Source organism: Mesorhizobium sp. WSM4847 (assembly GCF_055811335.1).
In genome coordinates this window covers 15,477-33,842 of record NZ_JBVVPY010000003.1, presented here as the reverse complement: position 1 = coordinate 33,842, position 18,366 = coordinate 15,477, and the positions used below count along the sequence as shown (strand labels likewise).

At 61.5% G+C, this 18,366-nt stretch carries 15 protein-coding genes and 1 tRNA gene; 11 read left to right on the top strand and 5 right to left on the bottom strand.

Annotated elements, in window-relative coordinates; translation table 11 throughout:
- Positions 1 to 296 precede the first annotated feature (296 nt).
- From AC0L28_RS04705 to AC0L28_RS04660, 10 genes are all read left to right on the top strand, one after another.
- The gene (locus AC0L28_RS04705; RefSeq protein WP_473475913.1) at positions 297 to 1,184 is read left to right on the top strand and encodes a D-alanyl-D-alanine carboxypeptidase family protein; all 888 of its coding nucleotides are present in this window, start codon (positions 297 to 299) and stop codon (positions 1,182 to 1,184) included.
- Positions 1,185 to 1,395: 211 nt separating this feature from the next.
- Positions 1,396 to 1,472 (top strand) — tRNA-Arg (locus tag AC0L28_RS04700).
- Between the two features lie 410 nt (positions 1,473 to 1,882).
- Positions 1,883 to 2,317: a hypothetical protein gene (locus AC0L28_RS04695; protein WP_473475911.1), complete on the top strand. Its 435-nt coding sequence runs from the start codon at positions 1,883 to 1,885 to the stop codon at positions 2,315 to 2,317.
- Positions 2,266 to 6,984: a RecQ family ATP-dependent DNA helicase gene (locus AC0L28_RS04690; protein ID WP_473475908.1), complete on the top strand. Its 4,719-nt coding sequence runs from the start codon at positions 2,266 to 2,268 to the stop codon at positions 6,982 to 6,984. The genes AC0L28_RS04695 and AC0L28_RS04690 overlap by 52 nt, the downstream gene beginning before the upstream one ends.
- A 70-nt stretch (positions 6,985 to 7,054) precedes the next feature.
- Positions 7,055 to 8,488 carry a DEAD/DEAH box helicase family protein gene (locus AC0L28_RS04685; protein WP_473475905.1) on the top strand — a complete coding sequence of 478 codons (1,434 nt, stop codon included), beginning with the start codon at positions 7,055 to 7,057 and terminating at the stop codon, positions 8,486 to 8,488.
- The gene (locus tag AC0L28_RS04680; protein WP_473475903.1) at positions 8,485 to 10,641 is read left to right on the top strand and encodes a DUF3427 domain-containing protein; all 2,157 of its coding nucleotides are present in this window, start codon (positions 8,485 to 8,487) and stop codon (positions 10,639 to 10,641) included. Before AC0L28_RS04685 ends, AC0L28_RS04680 begins: the two co-directional genes overlap by 4 nt.
- Before the next feature lie 19 nt (positions 10,642 to 10,660).
- Positions 10,661 to 10,972 carry a hypothetical protein gene (locus tag AC0L28_RS04675; protein ID WP_473475901.1) on the top strand — a complete coding sequence of 104 codons (312 nt, stop codon included), beginning with the start codon at positions 10,661 to 10,663 and terminating at the stop codon, positions 10,970 to 10,972.
- Positions 10,973 to 10,990: 18 nt separating this feature from the next.
- Complete coding sequence (locus tag AC0L28_RS04670) at positions 10,991 to 11,416, top strand: hypothetical protein (RefSeq protein WP_473475899.1); 426 nt, start codon at positions 10,991 to 10,993, stop codon at positions 11,414 to 11,416.
- Positions 11,385 to 11,828 carry an HNH endonuclease gene (locus AC0L28_RS04665; RefSeq protein WP_473475897.1) on the top strand — a complete coding sequence of 148 codons (444 nt, stop codon included), beginning with the start codon at positions 11,385 to 11,387 and terminating at the stop codon, positions 11,826 to 11,828. The genes AC0L28_RS04670 and AC0L28_RS04665 overlap by 32 nt, the downstream gene beginning before the upstream one ends.
- A 189-nt stretch (positions 11,829 to 12,017) precedes the next feature.
- A complete protein-coding gene (locus AC0L28_RS04660) occupies positions 12,018 to 12,251 on the top strand; it encodes a hypothetical protein (RefSeq protein WP_473475894.1) in 234 nt (77 codons plus the stop codon).
- Between the two features lie 73 nt (positions 12,252 to 12,324).
- On the opposite strand, the gene AC0L28_RS04655 is transcribed toward AC0L28_RS04660, so the two are convergent.
- Together AC0L28_RS04655 and AC0L28_RS04650 are read right to left on the bottom strand one after the other, a co-directional pair.
- The gene (locus AC0L28_RS04655; RefSeq protein WP_473475892.1) at positions 12,325 to 12,684 is read right to left on the bottom strand and encodes a hypothetical protein; all 360 of its coding nucleotides are present in this window, start codon (positions 12,682 to 12,684) and stop codon (positions 12,325 to 12,327) included.
- A gap of 94 nt (positions 12,685 to 12,778) precedes the next feature.
- Positions 12,779 to 13,282 (bottom strand): MarR family winged helix-turn-helix transcriptional regulator, encoded by a 504-nt coding sequence (locus tag AC0L28_RS04650; RefSeq protein WP_473475890.1) that lies wholly within the window; start codon positions 13,280 to 13,282, stop codon positions 12,779 to 12,781.
- Between the two features lie 131 nt (positions 13,283 to 13,413).
- Here AC0L28_RS04650 and AC0L28_RS04645 point away from each other — a divergent pair, with 131 nt between their 5' ends.
- On the top strand, positions 13,414 to 13,908 hold the full coding sequence (locus tag AC0L28_RS04645; RefSeq protein ID WP_473475888.1) for a methyltransferase family protein: 495 nt from the start codon (positions 13,414 to 13,416) through the stop codon (positions 13,906 to 13,908).
- Between the two features lie 30 nt (positions 13,909 to 13,938).
- Here the strand turns inward: AC0L28_RS04645 and AC0L28_RS04640 are convergent, their stop codons facing one another.
- Genes AC0L28_RS04640 through AC0L28_RS04630 form a run of 3 tightly spaced genes read right to left on the bottom strand, consistent with a single transcriptional unit; the run spans position 13,939 to position 18,345 of the window.
- Entirely contained in the window at positions 13,939 to 15,771 is a 1,833-nt protein-coding gene (locus tag AC0L28_RS04640) for an ABC transporter ATP-binding protein (RefSeq protein WP_473475886.1), read from the bottom strand.
- Positions 15,768 to 16,712 (bottom strand): acetamidase/formamidase family protein, encoded by a 945-nt coding sequence (locus AC0L28_RS04635; RefSeq protein WP_473475883.1) that lies wholly within the window; start codon positions 16,710 to 16,712, stop codon positions 15,768 to 15,770. The genes AC0L28_RS04640 and AC0L28_RS04635 overlap by 4 nt, the downstream gene beginning before the upstream one ends.
- Positions 16,702 to 18,345, bottom strand: a complete 1,644-nt coding sequence (locus AC0L28_RS04630; protein WP_473475881.1) for an ABC transporter substrate-binding protein — start codon at positions 18,343 to 18,345, stop codon at positions 16,702 to 16,704. The genes AC0L28_RS04635 and AC0L28_RS04630 overlap by 11 nt, the downstream gene beginning before the upstream one ends.
- Positions 18,346 to 18,366 lie beyond the last annotated feature (21 nt).

The following is an 18,366-nucleotide window of genomic DNA, read 5'->3' as shown; positions in this document are numbered from 1 at the left end:
GACTTCCGTTGGCGCTGACCTCGGCAAATTGCCTGCCTTCCGGCGCGCGCCAACGGGAAAGTAAAGGCGCGCGGCAGCGTTCCCTCCCCCTTGTGGGGAGGGTTAGGGTGGGGGTCCATCGTAAAGCGAAAGCCCCGACTTTCCACCGAGATAGACCTGCCGTAAACGAGAGAGAAAGAAGCTGCCGCAATGCCGGCGCCCCTCGCGATTGCCGTGAACACCGGCATTAACCAAATGGACGGCACCATTGGGTTAGGCTAGTTTCCCACTCGTCTCAGCAACAGCTTACCTTCAGAATGTCCAAACCGCGCCACTTTCCGCTCATCAAAAAATTTGTCGCGGCGTTTGCGCTGCTGCTGCTGGTTGCCGGCTGCGCGACGACGCCGACGGAGACCATGCTGGCGGTGCCGGCGCCGGCGCAGAAATATGCGGCTGTCGTCGTCGACGGCAGCAGCGGCAGGACGCTGTTCGAGGCCAATTCGACGGCGCCGCGCTATCCGGCGTCGCTGACCAAGATGATGACGCTCTACCTGCTGTTCGAGGCGCTGGAGCAGGGCCGCGTCAGCAAGACGACGCTGATCCCGGTCTCGGCCAACGCCGCCAGGCAGCCGCCGACCAAGCTGCGCTTCAGGCGCGGCGAGACGATCGACGTCGATTCGGCGATCCGGGCGATCACCGTCAAATCGGCCAATGACGTGGCGGTCGCCGTCGCCGAATATCTCGGCGGCAGCGAACAGGCGTTTGCCGCGATGATGACGGCCAAAGCGCGCCAGATCGGCATGCGCAGCACCGTCTTCCGCAACGCCTCGGGCCTGCCGGACGCCGGCCAGCTGACGACGGCGCGCGACATGGCGGTGCTCGGCACGGCGCTGCGCGCCCGTTTCCCGCAGCATTTCCACTATTTCTCGGAAAGCGACTTCATGTTCCGGGGCAGGCTGGTGCGCGGCCACAACGACATGCTCGGCCGCGTCCGCGGCGTCAACGGCATCAAGACAGGCTATATCAGAGCCTCTGGCTTCAACATCGTCACCTCCTACGATGCCGACGGCCGCCGGCTCATCCTCGTGGTGATGGGCGCCGACAGCGCGCGCCAGCGCAACGACCATGTCGAAGCGCTGATCCAGCGCAACCTGTCGCCGGCATCGAACACGACGATGCGGCTGCTGTACGCCGGGGAGCAGTGAGGGGCGGACGAAGAGCCAGGGCTCTTCGAATGACGAACACCCTGAGCCTGCGAGGCCGCGCAGCGATCGGATGCGGCGCGGACCGATGGCCAAGCGGGACAACTTTCCAGCGCCTGCCACTTGCCCGTTGAAGCCTGCGCCTGCTTCCGCTAAGAAGCCGTGGCTGGCCGGTTCACCGGCTGGTTCGTTTTCCGGATCGTCGATCCTGAAGGCACCCGTAGCTCAGCTGGATAGAGCGCTGCCCTCCGAAGGCAGAGGTCACAGGTTCGAATCCTGTCGGGTGCGCCAATAAATTCAAATGCTTAAGTAAGATCGACCCAGAGTTCCCACAGACGATTCCCACAGTGAGGGGCCGGGTTCTTCAAGGCCCTAGTCTTGAAAACTGGCGTGGGTGCAAGTCCACATGGGCTCAAATCCACCCCATTCGCCATTCCCAACGGCATGGGACGACAGTTGCTGCTGCACCCTTTTTTGGGACATCCGAAACCCGTTCGCACGCCATACGCATATCGGAGCGAATGCCCCTGACGATAAAATCGGTCCCGGGGCCGAACCGGCCGGTCCGACCCAAAGTGAAACGCGGCACCGGAAAGTTAGCTTTCAGTCAAAGTTATCGCTGTAAGATGAACATTGATCTTTTGCCGAGCGCCCATTCATGATCGCTGAGCGGATCATATCGTGCGAACTTTTGTTGGAATATGATCGAACTTTTCAAGCCCTTCTTGCAGCGCTGTGTCTCGGTCGATCTGGAAGTGGATCCAGCAACGGCTACAGTCTTCGCTTTTGCAGCGGTCCGCGATGATTCTTCTATCTCCATCGTGGCAAAGAAACGCGATGTGGTTGCAGCCCTCGATCGTCTGGAAGCAGAGTTATCTGAGACCCAACATCTGATCGGCCATAACATCATCCGGCATGACCTGCCTCATCTGGCCGCCATGCGGCGTCGTCTAGCGAATATTGTTCGATCGCCGATCGATACCTTGTGGATCAATCCTCTCGCGTTTCCGCGTAATCCCTATCATCACCTGGTCAAGCACTACCACGATGGCCGCTTGCAAGCGGCCATGTCAACGATCCGGAAATGGATGCGCGGCTGGTGTTCCAGGTGCTGCGCAATCAGCTTGCAGCTTTGACACAGCAGAATGCCGACCAGCCCGATGCCGTGGCAGCCTTCCATTTCCTTACCACGAGAATGGAAAACCCAGGTGGGTTCGACGCAGTGTTCCAGGAGGTTCGCGGAGCTCCTGCACCGGGTCCTCTTGCGGCGAGAGAAGCGATTTCCCGGCTGCTGGCGGGGCGTGCCTGCGAGAGGCGGGTCGAGCAGACGCTGAGCCGCCTTTCGAACCCGCAGCTCGGATGGCCCATGGCCTATGCTTTGTCCTGGATCCTGGTCGCGGGCGGGGATTCCGTCATGCCGCCCTGGGTGCGGGCGCAATTCCGCGAGGCTGCACTGATCGTGCGGCACCTGCGCGATACCAATTGCGAAAGCCCGGATTGCGCCTGGTGCAGCGAGAAAAACGACCCGGTCCGCGCGCTGTCGCGCTGGTTCGGGTTCAATGCCTTCCGCGCGGAGCCGGTGGACGATATAGGCCGCCCCCTGCAGGAGCGAATCGTCGATGAGGCGATGCGCGGGGCGAGCGTCCTCGGGATTCTGCCGACCGGCACCGGCAAATCGGTCTGCTACCAAATTCCCGCCCTGTCGAAATTCGACAAGACTGGGGCGCTGACAGTAGTGATCTCTCCGCTGGTCGCGCTGATGGCCGATCAGGTGCAGGGCATGGCGCGGGCGGGCATTTCCTCGGCCGTAACCGTCAACGGAATGCTATCGATGCCCGAGCGGCAGGATGCGCTGGACCGTGTGCGTATGGGCGAGGCGGCAATGCTGCTGATCTCGCCCGAGCAATTGCGCAGCAACTCGGTCCGCTCGGTTCTGGCACAGCGTGAAATCGGACTCTGGGTACTGGACGAGGCGCATTGCGTGTCGAAATGGGGCCACGATTTCCGGCCCGACTACCGCTATGTCAGCCGCTTTATCAAGGAATCCTTCCCCGATGAGGCGTCTGCTCCGGTGCTCTGCCTGACCGCCACCGCCAAGCCCGAAGTGGTGCGCGACATCTGCAACCATTTCCAGGCACGTCTGAAGCGCGAACTGATGCTGCTGGACGGCGGCGCGGTGCGCACCAATCTCAGTTTCGAGGTACGGCCGACGCAGCGCGGCACCAAGCTGACCGACATCCTCGATGTAATCGAGTCCAAACTCCCACAGGATGAAGCCTCGGGTGCAGTGGTCTATTGCGCCACCCGCAGCGAGACGCAACGCGTCGCCGATTTCCTCAAGCAGCAGGGTCTGTCGGCGGAACGGTTCCACGCTGGTCTGATGCCCGAGGAAAAGCGCGACATTCAGGAACGCTTCCGCATCGGCGAGTTGCGGATCATCGCAGCGACCAACGCTTTCGGCATGGGGATCGACAAGCCCGATATCCGGCTGGTGGTGCATGGCGACATTCCGGGGTCATTGGAAAACTACCTACAGGAAGCTGGGCGGGCTGGCCGCGACCGCGCCCATGCCAATTGCGTCCTGCTGTTCGCCACCGAGGATGTCGAGCGGCAGTTCTCGCTTTCGGCCCGCTCGCGCCTGGCTCGGCACGAAATTGGTGCAATCCTCAAGGCCCTGCGGCGGTTGGACGAGCGAATGAAGAAAACCGGCACCGTAGTCGCCACCTCGGGCGAAGTCGTGCGAGCCGAACGCGATCAGGAGTTCGAGCGCGACAGTGCCACCGACGACACGAGGGTGAAGACCGCGGTGTCCTGGCTGGAAGAAGCCACACTGCTGAGCCGCGAGGAGAACCGGGTTCAAGTCTTCCCCTCGTTCCTCAGGGTCCGCAATCTGGAAGAAGTCGAGGCGATCCTGGCCAGGGCCGCCATCACCGGGACCCGTCGCAAGCAGCTTCTTGATATCACTCGCCACCTGATGAATGCGCCCGCCGATCAGGGCATTTCCACCGATGAGCTGGCCGGGGTCAGCGGATTGACAGGGGGTATGCTTAACAAGGCCATGGCCGATCTCGAGGCGCTTGGGATCTCCCGCAACGACATCGTGGTCACAGTCTTTGTTCATGTCGCCGTCAAGGGTCATTCGCAGCATCGCCTGGTGCAGACCGCACAGCTTGAAACCGCCTTGATCGCCCTGATGCGTGAGGCCGCCCCTGATGCCGAAGGTGCCGAAGGCATTCCCTTGCATCTGGCCGAAACCTGTCAGGCGCTCCGCAATCGGGGGCACAGCGCTGTGCGACCCGACATCGTGGAAAAGCTGCTGCGTAGCCTGGGTCGTGACGGGCGCGATCAGGATGGTGGCAAGGGCAATCTTCGGCTGCGCAAGGCTTCGCGCAACACATTGATGGTGACGCTGCAGCGGACTTGGCAGGCCCTTGAACAGACCGCTAGCTTGAGGCGGCAGGGAAGCGAACTGTTGCTGGGGCATCTTCTGGACAAGCTACCGAAGGGCAACCACGGCAAGGATATCCAGGTCGAAACCACTATGGGCGATCTGCTCGCCACCCTGACGGGAGACGCACTCCTACGCGGCAGTGGTATTCAGGACGTGACCAAGCTGATGGACCGTGCACTTCTGTGGCTGCACGAGCAGGAGGTGGTGACGCTGGGCAGGGGGCTGACGATCTTCAGGCAGGCGATGACTGTCCATCTGACCCCCTCGGGCGGCTTGTTCACAGTGAAGGATTTTTTACCGCTCGAGGAACATTACGCCGAGCAAACGATCCAAACCCATGTAATGGCGGCCTATGCCGAAAAAGGCCTTGCTGCGATGGATCAGGCGGAGCGGCTGTCCGAGGACTACTTCGTGCTCGAGCGCGACGCCTTCCTGCGCCGCTGGATGCCGGGAAAGGGCTTCGAGCTCCGGCGCCAGACGACAGGGGCCTCATGGAACAAGATCGTTGAGGCGCTGAACAATCCGGTTCAGCAAAAGATCGTCAAGGACGACGACGAAAAGTCCAGTGTGTTGGTCCTGGCCGGTCCGGGTTCAGGTAAGACCAGGGTTTTGGTGCATCGCATCGCCTACCTGATTCGAGTCCGGCGCGAGGAGCCCCGTGGCATCCTCGTTCTGACTTACAACCGTCATGCCGCGGCCGAGATACGCATCCGGCTGCGGCACCTGATCGGCGATGACGCGAATGCAGTGACCATTTCCACATGCCACGCCCTCGCGATGCGGCTGGTGGGAGCAAGCTTTGCCGGAACTGCGAATGAGACGAAGCACGACTTCGACGGGATCGTCATGGAGGCAGTGCGCCTGTTGAACGGCGAAGGGCTGAGCAGGCTCGAGGCGGAGGCGCAACGGGAAACGGTGATCCAGGGCTATCGCTGGATTCTGGTGGACGAGTACCAGGATATCGGCCCTGAGGAATACGCACTGATCTCCGCCATTGCGGGCCGTTCACTGGGCGACAAGGAGCTTCAACTCAGCCTTTTTGCGGTGGGTGATGACGACCAGAACATCTACGCCTTCGCTGGGGCGTCCATCCGCTTCATCCGCCAGTTCGAAACCGACTATGGTGCAAGACCGGAATTCCTGATCGAGAACTACCGCGCGACCGGACATATCATCGCCGCAGCCAACGCAGTCATTGTGCCAGCCGCTGACCGCATGAAGACCGGTCACGACATTGCTATCGATCGCAAGCGCAGCAAGACGCCGCCTGGTGGTGAGATGGCGGCGCTCGATCCCGTGGCACAAGGGCGGGTGCAGGTGCTGGACTGTCCATCCGGTGATGTGGCGCAGGCGATGGCCGCGGTGGATGAACTGGTCCGGCTGTCGCGCCTTGATTCGGAGTGGAGCTGGTCGCGTGCCGCGATTATCGCGCGCGAATGGCGGCGGCTGGCGCCTGTGCGGGCCTATGCCGAAGCGCTTGGCATTCCGGTGGAGATGGCGAATGAGAGCCTGCCCAGCATTTGGCGCCTGCGCGAGATGCAGCAGTTTATCGACACTCTGCGCCGCGATGGTACCCGTCTGCTGGGCGTCCGTGATCTGGTGGACGTGCTGAACGCGATACAGTCAAACCGCTGGACGGATCTGATCGCCGAAGGCATCGCCACGCTTGCGAAAGAGCTGGCCAACAAAACCATGCCTGTTCCGGACGTACTGGAGTGGTTCGCCGAATGGGCCCATGATGCTCGTAGCGAGCAGCGCGCCCTGCTGCTGCTGACGGCACATCGATCGAAAGGACTTGAGTTCAATGATGTCGTCATCCTGAATGGCGGCTGGGACAGGCCCTCCAAAGGCGAGGACCCCGATGCGCCGCGCCGCCTGTTCTATGTCGCCATGACGCGAGCGCGACGCAGCCTCGCCATCATCGCCAACGGGCAGCACCCGTTCGTCAAGCAGGATAAAGAGCATGTGCTGCGTCGAGCTGCGCCGGACGTCGCAGACAGCGTTGCCCTTCCGACGGCACTGTACCAGGTGCCAGACCTAAAGACCGTAGACCTGTCATGGGCAGGGCGTCTCAGGCCGGACCATCCCTCCCTCGCCGCCATCTCGACGGCAAAAGTGGGAGACCCGATCCACATCGTGCGCGATGGCCCGTCCTGGATGATGCAGGATGAGAAGGCGCAAGCACTCGGACGCATGGCCAAAAGCTGGTCGCCTCCCCAAGGCCTTAGCTTCGTGCGCGGCGAGGTCGGCGCCATCGTGCGCTGGCGCAAATCCGACAGTCAGGAAGAGTTCAGGGTGCACCTTCACCGCGATGTCTGGGAAGTGGCGGTGCCAGAGCTTGTATTCGGCTGATAGTTTGCCTTTAGGTACGGCGTACTTCCTTGAGGCTGTAGCTACTGACCGGGACTGCAAAGGGGGAATCTTGAGAAGCCAGACGGATTGTCCGTTCTGCTCAATCGATGCGGCTCACATCGTCTTTGCAGACGAATTCATCTTTGCGTTTTGGGACGGCTACCCTGTTTCTGCAGGTCACCTCCTGATTGTGCCGCGGCGCCACGTGGCCGAATGGGGCGACCTGGAGGAACAGGAAAGGGCGGCGGTCACTGGTGCCATTGACCGTGCGATGGGCCTAATCCGGTCGCGGCATGGTGCCGACGGGTTCAACGTTGGCTTCAATCACGGGCCGGCGGCCGGGCAGACAGTGTTTCATTTCCACCTGCATGTGATCCCCAGGCGAACAGGCGACGTGGCGGATCCCCGAGGCGGTGTTCGGCATGTCATCCCGACCAAAGCGAACTATCTCGCCGAACGGGAAACATCTTCGCTTTCGGCATCGCCGACTACGTCGCCTACGGACTCGCCAGCAGCGACCATCGACCAGCGGCGGCTTGTTACAGGTGGCGACGATCCGCTCTTACCGCACCTGATCACCCAGATGGATCAAGCAGATCGATGTGAAATCGCGGTCGCTTTTTTGCTGGACAGCGGTGCGCGACTTGTTCTCAACCACCTTGAAGATCTTCTCGCTCGCGGCGGCACTGCGCGTGTATTGGTCGGCGACTATCTAGATGTGACGGACCCCGTCGCTCTGCGCAGGCTTGCGGACCTTGATGGGAACCTAGATCTCCGAGTTTACCAGTCAGGAAACGAACGGGGCTTTCACCTCAAATCTTATACATTCCTCTCCGGCGCTGAGGGCGTCTCCTTCGTTGGAAGCTCGAACATTTCCGAGCCGGCACTGACGACGTCGATCGAGTGGAATTATAAAGTCATCTCTAGCCCCGATGTCGTCGGTTTCGGCCAGATTCGCCAGGCCTTTGACATCCTATTCCACGCTCCCGCCACCGCTGCAGTTACGCCGGCCTGGGTTGACGCTTACGAACGCCGGCGTGTTACTGATCCCTACCGCAATCCCGATGGCACAGGGGCGGAAGTCGAATATGAGGCACCGCAACCTAAACCCCAACCGCACGCTATCCAACAACGCGCGCTGATCGCCCTGGAACAAAGCCGCGAGGATGGTTTCTCGGCTGGCCTTGTGGTCCTCGCTACCGGTCTCGGTAAAACATGGCTCGCCGCGTTTGACAGCGACCGCGTAGAGTTTCAGCGCATCCTTTTCGTGGCTCACCGCGAGGAGATCCTGTTTCAGGCAATTGAGACTTTCCGGAACGTCCGCCCCACTGCGCGGATCGGTAGACTTGCTGGCGACACACGAGAAACCGACGCCGATTTTGTCTTCGCTTCTGTCCAAACGCTGGGACGAATCGCCCACCTATCTCGCTTTGCGCCGGACGAATTTGACTACATCGTGATCGACGAATCCATCACGCCGCCGCCAGCACTTACCGGCGCGTGATCGATCATTTTCGGCCGAAGTTTTTACTCGGCCTCACGGCCACACCAGAACGCACGGATGGGGCAGATCTGCTGGCTCTTTGCCAGGAGAACCTCGTCTACGAGGCAGGCATCCATATTGGCATTGAGACTGGCCGCCTCTGTCCGTTCCATTATTTTGGCGTCCCGGACGATGTGGACTATTCCAACATCCCGTGGCGAAGCGCGAAATTCGACCCCGAAGCCCTCGAGGCTGCCGTCGCGACCGAGGCACGCGCCCGAAACGCATTGGAACAATTCCGAGCCAAAGGCGGAAGTCGATGTATTGGCTTCTGTTGCTCGCAGCGGCATGCCGACTTTATGGCCGCCTTCTTTGTCCGGGAAGGTCTACGGGCTGTCGCGGTTCACGCTGGCCCAACCAGCGCACCCCGAACGACGTCGCTCAAGCGACTCGCAGACGGCGAACTTGATGTGATCTTTGCCGTCGACATGTTCAACGAGGGTGTGGACGTGCCGGCGATCGACACGGTGATGATGCTTCGCCCGACCGAGTCGACAGTCATCTGGATGCAGCAACTAGGACGTGGCCTGCGTGTCGCAGATGACAAGGAGCGTCTGACTGTCATTGACTACATCGGCAACCATCGCGCCTTCCTCATGAAGCTTCGTGCCCTTGCGGCCCTCATGAATCGTGAGGCTGAGAGCAAGGGCAGGCTTCGCGAGATGTTGGAGGAGATTCTACGGGCAACAATTGCACTGCCGTCTGGGTGCGAAATCACCTACGATCTCGCTGCCGTGGATATCCTGCAGAACTTACTCCGCCCTGCTGCGACAGAAACGGCGTTGGAATCCTACTATCGCGATTTCGAGGAGCGGCATGGCGTGAGGCCTAATGCGGTTGAGGTATTCCATGCTGGTCTCAACCCGCGGAGCAATAGCGAGGGTTCCTGGCTGGGTTTTGTTGAGCGGATGGGCGGTCTCTCTGCTGACGAAAGAGCAGCCCTCACCGAAGCGCGAGATTTTTTCGTTGCGATCGAGAAGACCGAGACAACCCGTAGCTACAAAATTGCACTGCTGCTCGCACTGTTCGACAAAAATGAGGTCACTACAGAGATCGGGATCGACGATCTATCACGCCGCGTCGCAGCGTTGGTCCGTCGAATTCACAAGCTGGATCAGGACTTCTCTGTCGATCTTGACGACCTGGCCGCTGTTCGGCGGCTGCTCGTTCGCAATCCAATCGAGGCATTCGTGAATGCAAAGGGGACCGGAGGCGTCGCCTATTTCCGCTTCGAGAACGATTTATTCAGGTTTGCATTTGATCCACCGGTCGGGCCCGGCTTCGGTGAATTGCTTCGCGAAGTTGCTGATTGGCGCCTCGCCCAGTATCTCACGCGAAGCGGTCGACCGAATGACGTTGTCTGCCGCGTGTTGCGCAATACCAATGGCAGGCCGATTTTGTTCCTGCCGAGCACGGATCATACAAAACTCGCTGAAGGACCGATCGAGGTAGAAGCGGATGGTCGCCGCTTGGAGGCAACAGTTGCGAAGATTGCCATCAACGTGGTCCGTGATCAGGGTTCGGATGTAAATCTGCTTCCGGAAATTCTGACTGGTTGGTTTGGTCCAGAGGTAGGCCAACCTGGTCGCAGCGACCGGGTACGTCTCAGCTTGCGCGGCGACATTATGGTGATGGAGCCGATAGGAACGGTTGGCCAAGCAGGAGACGGCTTGCGCGCATGGGAGCGTTATTCCCGCGAAGCAATAGGTCCCGCATTCGGCTTGACCTTCGACCAGGCCACCTGGAATGCCGGCTTCGTTCCGAAGCCTGGGCATCTATTTTTGCTGGTCACGCTGGCCAAGGAAGGCATGAGCGACGAACATCAATACGCCGATCACTTTCTGTCGGACGAAGAGTTCTCGTGGCAGAGTCAGAACACTACTACGCAAGATTCGAAGAGAGGCCAAATGATACGCAACCATCACGCGCTGGGCCTGCACGTTCATCTGTTGGTACGTCCCACGAAAAAGATCGGGGCGCAGCCCACGCCATTTACCTACTGCGGCGAAGTTGATTTTGCTGGCTGGGAGGGCGAAGCTCCCATCACCGTGCGATGGAAGCTTCGGGAAGGGGTTCCACCGTCACTACGCGCTCAGCTCAAAGTTCCGTCGTAACCCGAAGCAAGTCCAGGGGATGGAGGAGTACGGCTACAGGAAGTCCGACGGCGCGCGCTATAGCGCGTTCGTGCACGGTGCCGAGGGGAAGGCGTTTTCCTGCCTGAAGGACGACCGCTTGCGCAATGTCACGAAACGGCTCGCGACAGAAAACGTGACAGTGCTCGAACTTGCCGCCACGGCCCATTGGCTGGCGGAGTTCGAAAAGGTCGATGACTGGAAAGCTGAGATACGCCGCCGCAAGGGCTCGAAAACCGACAATGGGCGATTGGAGGAGGCAACGAAACTTCTTGCGGAAGTCGGGCTTCCGCCAGCTGTCGAAGCCTCGTGAACTGTAGCCTTCCGCTAAGTGGGCGGCTTCTCCATCCTTTCGCTTGAGGCTGAACGACCTCGAATTCCGGGCTTTTGTGGCCGCGAGCCAATGCCTTTGATCGAAACACCCCAAAGCTTCGTCGTTGCAGAGGAATGCCGCAAGGTTGCCTGGCAGAACGGCTTCCGCCGCACCTTGGGCGAAGTTGAGGGATGGGCCGGCTTTGGTTCCACCACCGCCAAAGGAACCATCCGTCTCGCCGCCGCGGGGCAGAACGGTCCGTGGTGCCTGGCCCTCGATCATGCCGGCGTGGTCGAGGAACTCCAAGAGAATCGCGCCGACATGCCAGGACCCAGCCTGGCCCGCTACGCATTCGCGCGGCTTTCCGAACTCTACCCGGTCCTGGAAAAAGGTCTATCATCTAGGCGTGTCCTTGCCGGACGCACCGCTCGAGGCCTTTCGTGACGCGACCCGCGACTTGCCCAGGACGACCGAAGCCGAGAGACTGGTCATTCAGCGCATCGGCCAGGACATCTTCCGCGACCGGCTGTTGGCCTACTGGCAAGGTCGTTGTCCGCTGACGGGCATCACCGACACGGCCCTGATGCGGGCCTCGCACATCATCCCGTGGAAGGATTGCCAGACAGACGCCGAGCGGCTGGACGTGCACAACGGCCTGCTGCTCTCGGCGCTGTGGGACGCCGCATTCGACCAGGGTCTCGTGACCTTCAATAACGAGGGCAGTCCTGAGTTCTCGCCTGAATTGAGCGAGGTAGCGCGCGCCGAGCTGCGCTGGCTGGATCCTCTTCAGCTGACGGAAAAACACGAGCAACGCCTTGCCTGGCACCGGGCGTATCAGTTCAGACGAGGCTCGTGACAGGCCGCGATTAGGCGCGCTTCTCTGTCTAAGTCTACATCACGACTGACCGGTCACCGTAGCAACCAGGATTAGCGTCCTAGCAAGCCAAGAGGCGGGCGGCCACCTGCGATCAACGAGTTCGGGATAGTCTGGAACCCAATCGGCTTGGAATGCCTTGTTCGTCGATAAATCTCGAAAGGAGACCCCATGCCCGCACCTGAGGAAATGGATGTCGTCCTCGAAAAGCTGCCTTTGAGGATCGGCGCCTATGTACCCGACGACTTGCTGGAAGACTGGTTCGCGCCGGGAACGGGCATGAACCCGGTCAGCCCGGCAGCGCTGACGGCCGCCAAGACTTACGGATGGCGCTTCGAATGCGAGTTCAAGCATTATCCCGAACGGATGGAGGGCGTGTTCTGGAAATGGGTGCCGGCGATCTGATCCGCACAATTTGCATCGGCCCCTTGGCTCTTCAGTGATCGAGGTTGCCCCGCGATCGCTCTCCCTGACCGCGTCAGCCTATCGGCGTCTTTCCGGTTCCGCCGCATTCGGGGCAGGTGCGGCCGTCGATCATGCCTGTCCCGGCGCAGCGGCGACAGATAATCACGCCGGCGCCGGGAATGCCTGCCGCGTCGGGATTGGCTTCGCCAAATTGCCCGGGTTTGCCTTGCAACTGCTTTCCTAGCCGGGCGGCAGCCTCGTCGACTTCAAGCGGCGTGCTGCTGTCATCAGGTTCGCCGGATATGGTTTCGTTGCGCGGCCGGTCGTTCGTGCCGGTGGTTCTTCTGAGCCATTGCAGTACTCTTTTTGCGGTGGCGCAGCTCTCAACTTTGCGGTTCGAACGCCTCAACTCCGCAGAGGTTCCGGTTGGCAATCGTCCGCCGGCGGGGCGGGTGGAAGCGGCAAACGGTCGGCGAGTTCATCGCTCAAGCATCGGCGATCGCTTCAATGGCTTCACAGCCTTTCCATCAGCCCAGCCGCTCCGACCGCAGTTTCACATCGTCGCTCAGCTGCCGCACGATATCGGCGGTCTTGCGGATGTCGGCTTCGTCGAGAGCGACGCCCATGGTCGAGGCGATCGCCAGGAGCTGGGCGTTGAGCTCGCCGTAGCGCGCGGCGCCTTTGCGCGTCAGCTGCACAAGCTTCGAGCGCCGGTGTTTTGGATTGTCGATGAATTCGACCAGCCCCTCGGCCGCAAGCTCATCCGCCAGCCGCTGCATGCGCTGACGGCTGGTGGGCCGCATCTGGGCGATCTGCGGCACGGTGAGCGGACCAAGCAGCGCGAGGCTTCGCATGAAGCCGAACGCACCGCCGCCCCAACTGGTGATGAGCCCTGTCTTCTGGCCGAGAGCGCGTATTCTGAAGAAGCACTGGGCCACTTCGAGCATCAGCTCGGTGATCGCCTCGGCCTTGCCGTCAACGATGGGGTCCGTCCGCGTCGTTCGGTCAGTCCGGTGTCGTGCCGACGCCATCGCTTTCTTTCCCCTTTTCCGTGCCAATTTCTGCGATTGACACCACAGTTGTCAACTTCTAGAATGACACCTTGGTTGTCATCATTAGGCGGCATGGGGCTTCGTAGCCCTAGGCATCTGCGGGAGCAGGCATGGCAATGGACCCGGCTGGGCAAACCGACACCGAAACCGCAGGCGTCATCGCGAGACCGCCTCTGCTCTTTCTTGCTGCTCTGCTGATCGGCTTCGTCCTTGATCGCCTGCTGCGCTTGTCGTTCCCGATTCCCAGGAATGACCTGGTCACCTGGATCATCGGCGGCTCGCTGATCGTGATCGGTTTTGTGGTTTTCGCCGCGGGCATTCGCAACTTCACCCGCGCGACGACGCCGGTGCCGACGAATGAGCCGACGCGCGTGCTGGTGACGACCGGCATCCACGGCTGGACGCGCAATCCGATCTATCTCGGCATGTTCCTCATCTATGGCGGCATCGGGGTGGCCGCGCAGAATATCTGGATCCTTGTCCTCACGCTGCCGCTTGCGATCCTGATCCGCTACGGCGTCGTCGCGCGTGAGGAGGCCTATCTCGAACGGCGTTTCGGCGATGTGTATCGCGGCTACCGGCGAAGCGTGCGGCGGTGGCTCTGAGCGTCGCAAGAATGCCGACAGTTGCGCACGTCAGGAAACCGCAACGAGATGACCGTTGCCAAGATCCCTCAGGGCCAGTTTCGGCGGCTCTTCGCCGATTTTTCGGGTCGGGCTCGGAATCTCCTGATCGAGACGCGCGAAACGCGGCCGGCGTCTTGCCGGATCGGGCACCGGCACGGCTTCGATCAAGCGCTTCGTGTAGGGATGGCGCGGGTTCGAAAAGACCTGGTCGCGGGTGCCCATTTCGACGATCTGGCCGAGATACATGACGGCGACACGATCGGAAATGTTCTCGACCACCGCCATGTCGTGCGAGATGAACAGATAGGCGATGCCGAATTCGCGCTGCAGTTCCTTCAACAGGTCGAGCACGCGGGCCTGCACCGACACGTCGAGCGCCGAAACGCTTTCGTCGGCGATGATCAGCTTGGGCCTGAGCGCCAGCGCGCGGGCGATGCAGATGCGCTGGCGCTGGCCGCCCGAGAATTCGTGCGGATAGAGCTCCATCTGATCGGCCGAGAGACCGACGCGTTCAAACAGCGCCGCCACAAGCTGGCTACGCTCTTCCTTCGAAGCGATGCCATGGATCAACAGCGGCTCGGCAACGAGGTCGCCGACGCGCATGCGCGGGTCGAGCGAGGCATAGGGATCCTGAAAAATCATCTGCACGTCGCGGCGAACCGCCTTGCGCTGGTCGCGGCCAAGGCCCGCCAGATTGCGCCCGCCGATGACGATATCGCCGTGGTAGGGCACAAGCCCGGCCAGCGCCTTGGCGGTGGTCGACTTGCCGCAGCCGGATTCGCCGACCAGCGCCAGCGTCTCGTGCGGCGCGATCGAAAAGCTGACGCCTTCGACGGCGTGGACACGGCGGTTCACTTGGCCGAAGAAGCCACCGCGCAGGTCGAAATGGACATGCAGATCGTTAACCACCGCCACGCTTCTGGGCATTTCCGCTTCGACGGATTTTTGTTCGGCGGATTTTTGGCGGCCGACGCCGGTACCAATGCGCGGCACGGCGGCGAGCAGTTCACGCGTATAGTCGGCTTGCGGGCGGGCAAAGATATCGGCGGCTGTTCCCTGCTCGACCATGCGGCCGTGCCGCATGATGACGACGCGATCGGCCATTTCGGCAACCACGCCCATGTCGTGGGTGATGAGGATGACGCTGGTGCCGTGTTCGCGCTGCAGATCGCGCAACAGTTCCAGCACCTCGCCTTGCACGGTGACGTCGAGCGCCGTCGTCGGCTCGTCGGCGATCAGCACATCCGGTTTCAGCGCCAGCGCCATGGCGATCATCACGCGCTGGCGCATACCGCCGGACAGTTCGTGCGGAAACTGTCTTAGCCGGCTTTCGGCTTCCGAGATGCGGACGGCCTTCAGCGCCTCGACGGCGCGCCGGCGGGCCTCGGCACGCGACAGGCCGGTATGGGCCTCGATGGACTCGACCAGCTGCCGGCCGATCGACAGCACCGGATTGAGCGAGGTCATCGGCTCCTGGAAGATCATCGCGATGCGGTCGCCGCGAATACGGCGCATCCGACGCTCATCGAGCACCGCCAGATCGATGTCACCTCGATCGATATCGTGAAGCCGGATCGTGCCGGATTCTATGCGGGCTGCAGGCTGCGGCAGCAACTGCATGATCGCCAGCGCGGTCATCGATTTGCCGGAACCGGATTCGCCGGCAATGCAAAGCGTCTCGCCGCGCGCAAGCGAGAACGACAGGTCTGATACCACCGGCCGCTCGCCGTCTTCGCCGCGCACGCTGACGGAGAGGTCGGAGATTTCCAGCACCGGACCAGCCGTGACCGAAACGGCCGGGGCGGCAACCCCGGTCCGCTTGCTGGTTGCGCCTTTGCTCATTCGAAGACGCAGCGCGGGAAGTAGAACGACACCACCCAGTTCGGCATGTCGACGATCTCGCTGATCCTGAGATCGCCGCAGACCGAAACCAGCATATAGGCCTCGACCGGGTCCATTGCGTAGCGGCCGGCAAGCAGGTCGATCATCTGGGAGACCGCTTCCCTGGCGCCCGTCATCAGGTCCGGTCCGATGCCGGTCGTCACCTCATAGCCCTTGGCATCGAGATGGCGCGTCACCGGGCCAGGCGTGGTGAAGCGCGGTGTCTTCAACCGCGCATTTTTAACCAGGTCGAGCTTGAGCACGACATCCATCGGGCTTTCAATCGCCGTGCCGCACACTTCGCCGTCGCCCTGCGCGGCATGCGTATCGCCGACCGAAAACAGCGCACCGGCGACCTCCACCGGCAGATAGAGCGTGATGCCCGCCGCGAGATCGCGGATGTCGAGATTGCCACCGACGCGCCTTGGCGGCACCACCGAGTGGAGACCCATTTCAGCCGGCGCGTTGCCGATGGTGCCGGCAAAGGGTTTTAGCGGCACCCGCGCATGCTTGCCGAACAGCGCCGGCTCGAGCGAGGCGGCGTCGTATGTCCAAATGTTCAGCGCCGGCTCCGGAAAATCGTCGGCGAGCAGCCCGAACCCCGGAATGTTCGCCGTCCAGCCGAAGCCGGACGGCTTGAACATCTCAATTGTGATCTTCAGCGCGTCGCCCGGCTCAGCCCCGTCGACATAGATGGGCCCGGTGACGGGATTCACCTTGGCGAAGTCGAGCAAAGCGACGTCGTCCACAGTGCTGTCCAGCGTCAACTGGCCTCCGGACGAGTCCAGGCACTGAAACTCGATCGTCGAACCGGGCGCCACCCGCTCAGTCGGGACAAAGGAATTGTCCCAGCCGAAATGGTGATGGCGCCCGTGGATGGTGTAGTCGCAGTTATTGCACATCGGTCACATACACATTGTCGTAGTTGATCGGGATATGGACAGGGTCGACATAGAGATTGTCGGCGCCGCCCATCCGGGGCGATTTCATGGTGAAGCGCTGCTCGTTGAAGACTGGCACCCAGGGCGCGTCTTCCATGATCTTGCCGTAGATCGCGCTCCACATCCTGGCACGTTCGCCTGATTTGGCCGGATCGACGATCGAGTCAGCCTCCGCCGCCTTGGCGTCGAGATCCTTGTTGCAGTACCACGACCAGTTCCAGCCGCCCGGAACCGCGCCGGCGCAGCTGAGGATCGGCCCGTAGAAATTCGACGGATCGGGGAAATCGGCGATCCAGGCCATGCCGCCGGACCAGATCATCGGCGCGCCGGCCTTGTCGCCGCCGGCCGCGATGACATTGGCCTGCGCCAGCGACTGGATGCTGGCCTTGATGCCGACTGCCGCCAGGTCCTGCTGGATCGCCTGGGCAATGCGCGGGTTGGGATCGGTGTTCATGGCGAACAGCTGGGTGTCGAAACCATCGGGATGACCGGCCTCGGCAAGCAAAGCCTTGGCCTTGGCCACGTCATAGGGATAGCCCTTGAATTCCTTGTCGTAGCCGGGCATCGACGGCGGCAGCGGCTGGTTGGCCGGCACCGCACGGTTGTTGATCAGCTGGACGATACGGTCCTTGTTGATCGCCATGTTGACCGCTTGCCGCACCTTCACATTGTCGAAAGGCGCCATGGTGGTGTTCATGGTGATGTAGCCGGTGTGCAACTGGCCGCCCTCGACGACACGGGCCTTCTGCTCGGGATCGGCCATCACCTCCTGGAACTTGGCCGGCGGAATAACGTCGCCGAGCACGTCGATCTCGCCCTTCTGCAGCCGCAGCAGCGCCACGATCGGCTCCTGCCCGATCTCGAAGCTGACCTTGTCGAGATGCGGCAGGCCCTTGTGCCAGTAATCCGGGTTGCGCTCGAAGACGACGCGCTGGCCGAGCGTCCATTCGGCGAACTTGAAAGCCCCGGTGCCGACCGGATGCTTGCCAAAATCCGCGCCGTATTTCTCGACCTCCTCTTTCGGCACGACATGCGAGAAGTTGATGGCCATGACATGCAGGAAGGTGGCGTCGGGCCGGGTCAGTTCGAACTTGATGGTGTAGGGGTCGACGACGGTGACGCCCGCCAGGCTTTCCGCCTTGCCTGCAGCGACATCCTCATGGCCCTTGATCGAGCCAAAGAAGCCGGCGCCCGGGCTCTGCGTCTTCGGATTGGTGACGCGATCGAGCGAATATTTCACGTCGTCGGCAGTCATCTCGCGGCCATTGTGGAACTTCACCCCTTGGCGCAGCTTGAAGGTGAAGGTCTTGCCGTCGGGCGCAATCTCGTAGCTCTCGGCGAGGTCGGGCCGCAGATTGGTGGTGCCCGGCTCGTAGTCCATCAGCCCGTCGAACAGGCTCTTGATCATCGACCAGTTCTGCCAGTCATAGCCGATGGCCGGATCGAGCGTGGCGACGTCGTCCTTGTAGGTGATGGTGATCGCGCCGCCCGGCTTGGCGTTCGGATCGACGACGTCTTCGGCGCGGGCGCTTGTCATGCCGAGCATCAGCGCGAGCGCCGATACCGCAACGGTGGAGGTCAAGAATTTCTTCATCTCATGTTCCCTTTCTCTGGT